Raw genomic sequence first — 6660 nt, forward strand, 5'->3', positions numbered from 1 at the left:
TCTTTAGATGAAATCATGAAAAGTTTAAATAAATGTTACGTGTTTAATTGCGTTTTTTAAGTTTTTGGTTATTTTTACGGAATTCACATACCATTTGAAATGAATATAAAAGGAAAATTAATGATCATTGGAGGTGCTGTAGATAAAGGAAGTTTTACAGAAGCCAGTTTTGATGCCAACGTAGCCAATAACCTGAATTTCTTTGAAACAGGGATTTTAAAAAGGCTTTTGACTGAATCGAAACACAAAGAAAAATCAAGAATCGAGGTAGTAACCACGGCTTCAAAAATACCAAGAGAAGTAGGCCCTGAATATGTAAAGGCTTTGCAATACCTGAATGCAACAAACGTAGATGTGCTGCATATAGAAAAAAGGGAACAAGCGACAGATCCTGAAATCCTAAAAAGAATCAGAGAAGCCGATGTTGTAATGTTTACCGGAGGTGACCAATTAAGATTGACTTCTATTTTGGGAGGAACAGAATTCCACGACATTATTTTGGATAAATACAGAAATGAAGATTTCCTGTATGCCGGAACTTCAGCTGGTGCTGCTGCAGCTTCTAACAATATGATATACCAGGGAAGTAGTTCTGAAGCATTATTGAAAGGAGAAGTAAAAATCACGAGCGGCTTAGGACTGATTGATGATGTCATTATTGATACGCATTTTGTTCAGAGAGGAAGAATCGGAAGGTTATTCCAGGCAGTTGTAGGAAACCCTAAAGTACTTGGAGTAGGATTAGGAGAAGATACCGGCCTGTTGATTATAGGAGATAAAATGGAAGCTATTGGTTCCGGATTGGTTATTTTGGTTGACGGACACCAGATTAAAGATACCAATCTGACTCAGGTTGAGCTTGGACAGCCAATCTCAATCAACAATCTGATTGTACACGTAATGAGCAAATACGATACGTATGACCTCAAAACAAATAAGATGCATATCCAATCTTCTCAATACGTTTAGGATGAAAATCATAATTCACGGTGGTTTCTTTTCAGAATCTTCTACCAGTCAGGAAACTAAAATAGCCAAGCAAAACGCATTGTTGCGTATCGCAAAAGATTCGTATGAGTTTTTGAAATCACATTCTGCTTTAGAGACAGTTGTATATGCAGTTTCTCTTTTGGAAGATGATGAGCTGTTTAATGCCGGAATAGGTTCACAGATACAAAGTGATGGGAAAATCAGAATGAGCGCTTCATTAATAGATGGTTCAACGCATAAGATGAGCGGAGTCATTAATATTGAAGAAGTAAAAAACCCAATTCAGGTTGCCCGAATTTTGCAAGATTATGACGATAAGGTTTTGGGTGGAAGTGGTGCGACAAACTTTGCCAGAAAGCACGGTTTTGAAGCATTCTCTACTGAAATTCCTCAAAGAAGGACAGAATATGAAGCCAAATTAAAATCTCTCGGAACCGGAACAGTAGGTTGTGTAGCTTTAGACAGCGAAGGAAAAATAGCTGTTGCCACATCAACCGGTGGAAAAGGTTTTGAAATACCGGGAAGAATATCAGATTCCGCAACCGTTGCAGGAAATTATGCCAATGAATTTTGCGGTGTAAGTCTCACCGGAGTTGGCGAAGATATCGTAAGCGGTGCAGTTGCAGCTAAAATTGTAACCCGTGTAACCGATGGATTCTCTTTAAAAGACGCCTTTGAAAAGACATTTAAAGAGTTGAAACCATTTGACGGTTTTGCAGGAGCCATTGCGATAGATAAAGATGGAACCATCTATCATCAGGATTCACATCCAACTATGGTATTTGCAAGTTATGACGGAGTTACTGAAGAAGTTTTCAAATAGAATTATATACTAAAAAAAGCCTGGCAATAGCCAGGCTTTTTTGTTTTAGTCAAGGGCCATTTCTGTAGAAATAGCAATGCGGTTCCAGGCGTTGATTGTAGTAATCATCATAATGATGGCTGCGATATATTCTTCATCAAACAATCTTCTGGCATTATCGTATGTTGCTTTTGATAAGTGATTTTGGATTAAGGTAATCTCTTCTGTCATGGCTAGGATAGCTTGCTCTTCTTCGGTGTAAAGCTGAGTTTCTCTCCAGGCATTCAAAAGATATATTCGTTGCTCGGTTTCACCCATTTTACGAGCGTCTCTCGTATGCATATTAATACAGTAGGCACAACCGTTTATTTGTGAAGCCCGGATTTTGATAAGCTCTTTATGGATCGGATTTAATGAAGTAGAAGCAAGGAATTTTTCTAATCCCATCATTGCTTTATAGGCTTCTGGAGCCGTTTTTAAAATATTTACTCTAGTTTCCATTTTGATGTGTTTTAAAGTTCACAACAAAGTTCTACAAGATGGATTGGAAAAAACTTGAAGTACTTCAAGAAAACAAACTAGACTTTTCCTGCGCGGATTTTACTGAGGAATTCCGGAGAGAAATCAAGATAGGAGGCAAGCATATATTGCGGGACACGTTGTATGAACTCAGGAAATCTGGAATTCATATGATGATAACGTTCTTCAGCAGACATCGTAAAAAGATATTTGATTCGGGTTTGTGAAGCACCAAAGGATTTTTGGATAATCAATCGGAAGTATCTTTCAAGTTTAGGCAGTTGCAATAATAAAGATTCAAACGATTTACGGTCTATAGAAAGCGCCTCGATAGCTTCTATGGCCTGTATATAGAAATGAGAAGGGATTTGTTCCTGGAAACTCAAATAATCAGCAATCCACCAATTCTCGATTCCAAACTGAAGTGTTTGTTCGACACCCTTGCTGTTGTTGATATAAAAGCGAACACAACCTTTGGTAATAAAATATTGCTTGTTGCAGATATGTCCTTCTTCCAACATGATCTGTTTTTTCTTGAAACTTTCGGTTTCAAAATAAGAGAGGACGGTTTCGGCTTCCTTATCGTCTAATGGTATAAACTTTCGTATGTGTTGAAGTAGCGGATTCATAAGCAAATATACTAATAACAAAAAACCATCTCAAAAGAGATGGTTTTTTTATAAGTAAGTAAGACAAATAGATTTATAAAACGTTTATTTTACTTTGTTAAGTATAGCTTTGAAAGCTTCTGGGTGATTCATAGCTAAATCTGCAAGAACTTTTCTGTTCAATTCGATTCCGTTAGCTTTTACTTTACCCATGAATTGAGAATAAGACATTCCTTCCAATCTAGCTCCAGCGTTGATACGTTGAATCCACAAAGAACGGAAATTTCTCTTATTCTGTTTTCTATCACGGTAAGCATAAGACATTGCTTTCTCAACCGCGTTTTTCGCAACTGTCCAAACGTTTTTACGTCTGCCAAAGAAACCTTTGGCTTGCTTCATTATCTTTTTTCTTCTTGCTCTTTTAGCAACTGAATTTACTGATCTTGGCATAATTTTAATGTTTTTTTGTAGCAGGCGTCCTGAATTTAATCAAAGGATCTTAATAGGCCATACTCCAAGGTTATTTAATTGTTTTAACCTAAAGAATTTTTATAGTCAAATGTTGTAAAGTCTAAGGTCAATGACTTTAAGACTTTCTAACTTTCGACGTATTAGATAATTCTTAATTGTTCTTTAACGCTTTTCACGTCAGATTGGTGAACCAATGCAGAGTGAGTTAACGCTAGTTTACGCTTTTTAGATTTCTTAGTCAAAATGTGACTTTTGAAAGCGTGCTTTCTTTTGATTTTTCCAGAGCCAGTAACTTTGAAACGTTTTTTGGCGCTAGATTTAGTTTTCATTTTAGGCATCTTTTCCTAGTGTATTTGAATTGTCTTACTTACTATTTTTGCTTTAAGCGCTATGCTTTAAGTTTTAGGCTTTGCCTATTGCTTACTGCTTATCGCCTAAAATTATTTCTTTTTCTTAGGAGCAATGAACATAATCATTCTCTTTCCTTCTAAAACTGGCAAAGCTTCCACTTTTCCATATTCCTCTAAATCCTGAGCCAAACGCAATAAAAGAATTTGTCCTTGATCTTTATAGATGATGGAACGACCTTTGAAGAAAACAAAAGCTTTCAGCTTAGAACCTTCTTTAAGGAATTTCTCGGCATTCTTTCTTTTGAATTCGTAATCGTGCTCATCTGTTTGCGGACCAAAACGAATTTCCTTTACTGTAATTTGAGTAGATTTTGCCTTCAACTCCTTTTCACGCTTTTTCTGCATGTAAAGGAATTTCTTATAATCCATGATTTTACAAACCGGAGGTTCAGCATTTGGAGAAATCTCAACCAAGTCAAGTTCCTGTTCTTCTGCCATTCTCAAAGCCTCAGAAGTTTTATAAACTTTCGGCTCTACATTATCTCCTACAAGGCGTACTTCCGGGACACGAATCAGGTTGTTGATTCTGTGTGCATCTTTTTTTTCTACTCGAGGTTGATGACCTCTGTTGTTTCTTATTGCTATGGCTCTAAAATTTTAAGTTAAACTCCGAATGTTTTTAATGTCTTTTTTATTTCTTCATCGACAATAGCAGCAAATTCTTCAATTGTAACGCTGATATTTCCTTTACCTTCTTGTCCGTGACGACGTACGGAAACAGTTCCGTTTTTCTCTTCTTCCTCACCAACAATCAGCATGAACGGGTATTTTTGTACTTCAGCTTCCCTGATTTTTTTACCGATTGTTTCGTTTCTGTTGTCAATTAGGGCGCGAATTTCGTGATTTTCTAGCAAATCTAAAACTTTTTTCGCATAATTTTCATATTTCTCACTCAAAGACAATATAATAGCCTGTTCCGGCATAAGCCAAATAGGGAAATTTCCGGCCGTATGTTCCAGTAAAATAGCAATGAATCGTTCCATTGATCCAAATGGTGCTCTGTGGATCATTACAGGACGGTGCAATTCGTTGTCTGAGCCTTTGTAAGTCAAGTCAAAACGCTCCGGAAGATTGTAATCTACCTGAATAGTTCCTAATTGCCATTGTCTTCCCAAAGCATCTTTCACCATGAAATCCAACTTAGGACCATAGAAAGCCGCTTCGCCATATTCAACAACGGTATTCAGTCCTTTGTCTCTTGCGGCGTTGATAATCGCGTTTTCTGCTTTTTCCCAGTTTTCATCTGTACCTATATATTTAGCTCTATTCTCCTGATCTCTTAAGGAAATCTGAGCTGTAAAGTTTTCAAATCCTAAAGAACCAAATACATAAAGTACCAGGTCAATTACTTTTTTAAATTCTTCATCCAATTGTTCTGGAGTACAGAAAATATGCGCGTCATCTTGAGTAAATCCACGAACACGAGTTAATCCGTGAAGCTCTCCAGACTGCTCATATCTATATACTGTACCAAACTCTGCATAACGTTTTGGTAGGTCTTTGTATGACCAAGGTCTTGTGTTGAAAATTTCGCAGTGGTGAGGACAGTTCATAGGTTTCAATAAAAACTCCTCGCCTTCAGCAGGTGTGTGAATTGGCTGGAAGCTATCAGCGCCATACTTTTCATAGTGGCCTGAAGTCACATACAATTCTTTTTGTCCAATATGAGGCGTTACAACTTGCTCGTAACCTGCTTTCTTTTGTGCTTTTTTCAGGAACTGCTCCAAACGATCTCTCAAAGCGGCGCCTTTTGGTAACCATAACGGAAGACCTTGTCCTACTTTTTGTGAAAAAGCAAACAACTCCAGTTCTTTTCCTAGTTTTCTATGGTCGCGTCTTTTGGCTTCCTCTAGTAATTCAAGATAATCGGTTAGGTCTTTCTGTTTAGGGAATGAAATTCCGTAAACGCGAGTCAACTGCTTGTTCTTTTCGTCACCTCTCCAATAAGCTCCAGCAATGCTCATGATCTTCATGGCTTTGATGATTCCTGTATTTGGAATATGTCCACCTCGGCATAAATCGCTGAAAGTTGCATGGTCGCAGAATGTAATCGTTCCGTCTTCAAGATTTTGGATCAATTCTGTTTTGTATTCATTGTCCTTATATATAGCTAATGCTTCTGCTTTTGAAACAGAACGCATTTTGAATTCATGCTTTTCGCGGGAAATCTCAAGAACGCGATCCTCGATTCTTTTGAAATCGGCATCAGTAATCTTTTGGTCTCCAAAATCTACGTCATAATAAAACCCATTATCGATTGCAGGCCCTAAAGTTAGTTTGATTCCAGGGAATAACTCTTCTAAGGCTTGTGCCATGACGTGGGATGTAGAATGCCAGAAGGCTTTTTTACCTTCTATGTCATTCCATGTATATAATATGAGTGACCCATCCGTCGTCAGAGATGTCGTCGTTTCAACAGCAGTTCCGTTAAAAGAGGCAGAAATAACATTTCTGGCTAATCCTTCACTGATGCTTTTAGCAACATCCATAGGAGTTACACCTTGTGCAAACTCCTTCACTGACCCATCGGGTAACGTAATCTTTATCATCGTATAAAATTTATGTCCGGCAAATATAGAAGATTCTCAAAATACATACAATATATATATGTATATATAAACAGATAATAATATGCTTTTTGGATTTAGCCTATAATTAAGGTAATCTGATAAGGTCTGTTTAGGATTGTTTGAGGGAGGTAAAAAAAGTTTTAGACGCAAAAAATTGTATTGCAGCAAGTTAGCTTTAAAGTTAAGAAAACTTCAAAAAAAAGTTAGGATAAAGTTTGCGAAAGCGGAAAAAGGTGCTACTTTTGCACCCGCAATAAAGGCGAAGTTCATAGGTAAATACTGACAGGAAG

8 protein-coding genes are annotated in these 6660 nt (G+C 37.2%); 2 read left to right on the forward strand and 6 right to left on the reverse strand.

Annotated elements, in window-relative coordinates; genetic code table 11:
• Positions 1 to 99: 99 nt before the first annotated feature.
• Entirely contained in the window at positions 100 to 969 is an 870-nt protein-coding gene (locus ABH942_RS14685) for a cyanophycinase (RefSeq protein ID WP_370033258.1), read from the forward strand.
• Position 970: 1 nt separating this feature from the next.
• A complete protein-coding gene (locus tag ABH942_RS14690) occupies positions 971 to 1813 on the forward strand; it encodes an isoaspartyl peptidase/L-asparaginase (RefSeq protein ID WP_370033260.1) in 843 nt (280 codons plus the stop codon).
• A 45-nt stretch (positions 1814 to 1858) separates the two neighbouring features.
• Here the strand turns inward: ABH942_RS14690 and ABH942_RS14695 are convergent, their stop codons facing one another.
• From ABH942_RS14695 to thrS, 6 genes are all read right to left on the reverse strand, one after another.
• Positions 1859 to 2293 carry a carboxymuconolactone decarboxylase family protein gene (locus ABH942_RS14695; RefSeq protein ID WP_056072574.1) on the reverse strand — a complete coding sequence of 145 codons (435 nt, stop codon included), beginning with the start codon at positions 2291 to 2293 and terminating at the stop codon, positions 1859 to 1861.
• Positions 2294 to 2370: 77 nt separating this feature from the next.
• Complete coding sequence (locus ABH942_RS14700) at positions 2371 to 2940, reverse strand: Crp/Fnr family transcriptional regulator (RefSeq protein WP_370033263.1); 570 nt, start codon at positions 2938 to 2940, stop codon at positions 2371 to 2373.
• 84 nt (positions 2941 to 3024) lie between these two features.
• Positions 3025 to 3369: a 50S ribosomal protein L20 gene (gene rplT, locus ABH942_RS14705; RefSeq protein WP_008464948.1), complete on the reverse strand. Its 345-nt coding sequence runs from the start codon at positions 3367 to 3369 to the stop codon at positions 3025 to 3027.
• 161 nt (positions 3370 to 3530) lie between these two features.
• A complete protein-coding gene (gene rpmI, locus ABH942_RS14710) occupies positions 3531 to 3728 on the reverse strand; it encodes a 50S ribosomal protein L35 (RefSeq protein WP_014164268.1) in 198 nt (65 codons plus the stop codon).
• Positions 3729 to 3830: 102 nt separating this feature from the next.
• Positions 3831 to 4385: a translation initiation factor IF-3 gene (infC, locus tag ABH942_RS14715; protein ID WP_370033269.1), complete on the reverse strand. Its 555-nt coding sequence runs from the start codon at positions 4383 to 4385 to the stop codon at positions 3831 to 3833.
• Between the two features lie 17 nt (positions 4386 to 4402).
• Entirely contained in the window at positions 4403 to 6349 is a 1947-nt protein-coding gene (gene thrS / locus ABH942_RS14720; protein ID WP_139998187.1) for a threonine--tRNA ligase, read from the reverse strand.
• Positions 6350 to 6660 lie beyond the last annotated feature (311 nt).

It is taken from the genome of Flavobacterium sp. 28YEA47A (assembly GCF_041262125.1).
Lineage (GTDB): Bacteria > Bacteroidota > Bacteroidia > Flavobacteriales > Flavobacteriaceae > Flavobacterium.

What these genes read in the sequence shown, in the direction of transcription:
- thrS (WP_139998187.1), bottom strand. Translation starts at nt 6,349, where the DNA reads ATGATAAAGATTACGTTACCCGATGGGTCAGTGAAGGAGTTTGCACAA.
- ABH942_RS14690 (WP_370033260.1), top strand. Translation starts at nt 971, where the DNA reads ATGAAAATCATAATTCACGGTGGTTTCTTTTCAGAATCTTCTACCAGT.
- ABH942_RS14695 (WP_056072574.1), bottom strand. Translation starts at nt 2,293, where the DNA reads ATGGAAACTAGAGTAAATATTTTAAAAACGGCTCCAGAAGCCTATAAA.
- ABH942_RS14685 (WP_370033258.1), top strand. Translation starts at nt 100, where the DNA reads ATGAATATAAAAGGAAAATTAATGATCATTGGAGGTGCTGTAGATAAA.
- rplT (WP_008464948.1), bottom strand. Translation starts at nt 3,369, where the DNA reads ATGCCAAGATCAGTAAATTCAGTTGCTAAAAGAGCAAGAAGAAAAAAG.
- rpmI (WP_014164268.1), bottom strand. Translation starts at nt 3,728, where the DNA reads ATGCCTAAAATGAAAACTAAATCTAGCGCCAAAAAACGTTTCAAAGTT.
- ABH942_RS14700 (WP_370033263.1), bottom strand. Translation starts at nt 2,940, where the DNA reads ATGAATCCGCTACTTCAACACATACGAAAGTTTATACCATTAGACGAT.